This window comes from Oscillibacter sp. CU971 (assembly GCF_905219725.1).
In the GTDB taxonomy this organism is placed as follows: Bacteria; Bacillota; Clostridia; order Oscillospirales; family Oscillospiraceae; genus Oscillibacter.
The window spans coordinates 1-1,020 of the sequence record NZ_CAJMXG010000583.1 but is presented as its reverse complement, the minus strand read 5'-3'; the positions used below and the strand labels follow the sequence as shown (position 1 = coordinate 1,020).

Sequence of the window (1,020 nt, the reverse complement as noted above, 5' to 3'; positions counted from 1 at the left end):
GAACAAGGGGCAGCACCCAAGTTTACAGATTTTCTTTGAGCTTATGCTCCGCTACAATATATCCGTAGACCAGTTCCTTTTGGAAACGCCGCCGGAGAAGAACACGCAGCGGCGGCAGCTTGACGCGCTCCTTGACGGTATGAGCGATACAGGCATACGGATTGTGACCGCAACGGCAAAAGAGATAGCGGAAGTCGAAACAGAGGGCAGATAAGATGTGTCCGTCAAAACTGAACAGAGTATAGAGAGCGTTGTAATCTTTTTTTGAGATTGCAGCGTTTTTCTTTTGCGTAAGTTTGGCAAAATCGCTTTTTCTCCGTAGTAGGGGATAAGAGCCTAAAGGATAAAAACATTCGTAGCAAGCATAGGAAGCGGGTACCCACTTCCGTATTTTCCCCCTCCCGCGCTGCGGCGCGTCGGTTGAAAATGGCTTGTTGGGAAGTGTCCAAAACCCTCTAAAAAACGGAAAGGAGCGAATACATGGACGGACGGAAAAGGACGGTACAAATCAAATTCAGAGTGACGGAAGCGGAACGGGATTTAATACTGGAAAAAATGAAGCTCGTACCCACCCGGAACATGGCGGCATATCTGCGGAAGATTGCCATTGACGGGTATATCATTCAGATAGACCATAGCGACATTAAGGCAATGACCGCAGAGATACAGAAAATCGGCGTCAACGTCAACCAGATAGCACGCCGCGTAAACGCGACGGGGAACGCATACCAAGAGGACATAGAGGAAATAAAGGGGGTGCTTGCGGAGATATGGCGGTTACAAAGATTAAGCCTATTAAAAGCACTCTAAGCAAAGCCCTTGACTATATCGAAAACCCGGACAAGACAGACGGGAAAATGCTTGTGTCCTCTTTCGGCTGCTCCTATGAAACGGCAGATATTGAGTTTGAATATACATTGTCCCAAGCACTCCAAAAGGGGAACAATTTAGCCTTTCATCTGATACAGTCCTTTGAGCCGGGGGAAGTCGATTATCAGAAAGCCCATGAAATCGGAAAGC

General features: G+C 47.5%; 2 protein-coding genes and 1 pseudogene. All 3 read left to right on the top strand.

Going from position 1 to position 1,020, the window contains the following annotated elements:
* Positions 1–214 (top strand): annotated as a pseudogene (locus tag JX325_RS17635) (transcriptional regulator); the annotation flags it as partial.
* Positions 215–480: 266 nt separating this feature from the next.
* Complete coding sequence (mobC, locus tag JX325_RS17630; protein WP_004081247.1) at positions 481–810, top strand: plasmid mobilization relaxosome protein MobC; 330 nt, start codon at positions 481–483, stop codon at positions 808–810.
* Positions 771–1,020 (top strand): relaxase/mobilization nuclease domain-containing protein (locus tag JX325_RS17625; RefSeq protein WP_204792294.1); only part of this gene is annotated, 250 nt, incomplete at its 3' end. The genes mobC and JX325_RS17625, both read left to right, overlap by 40 nt.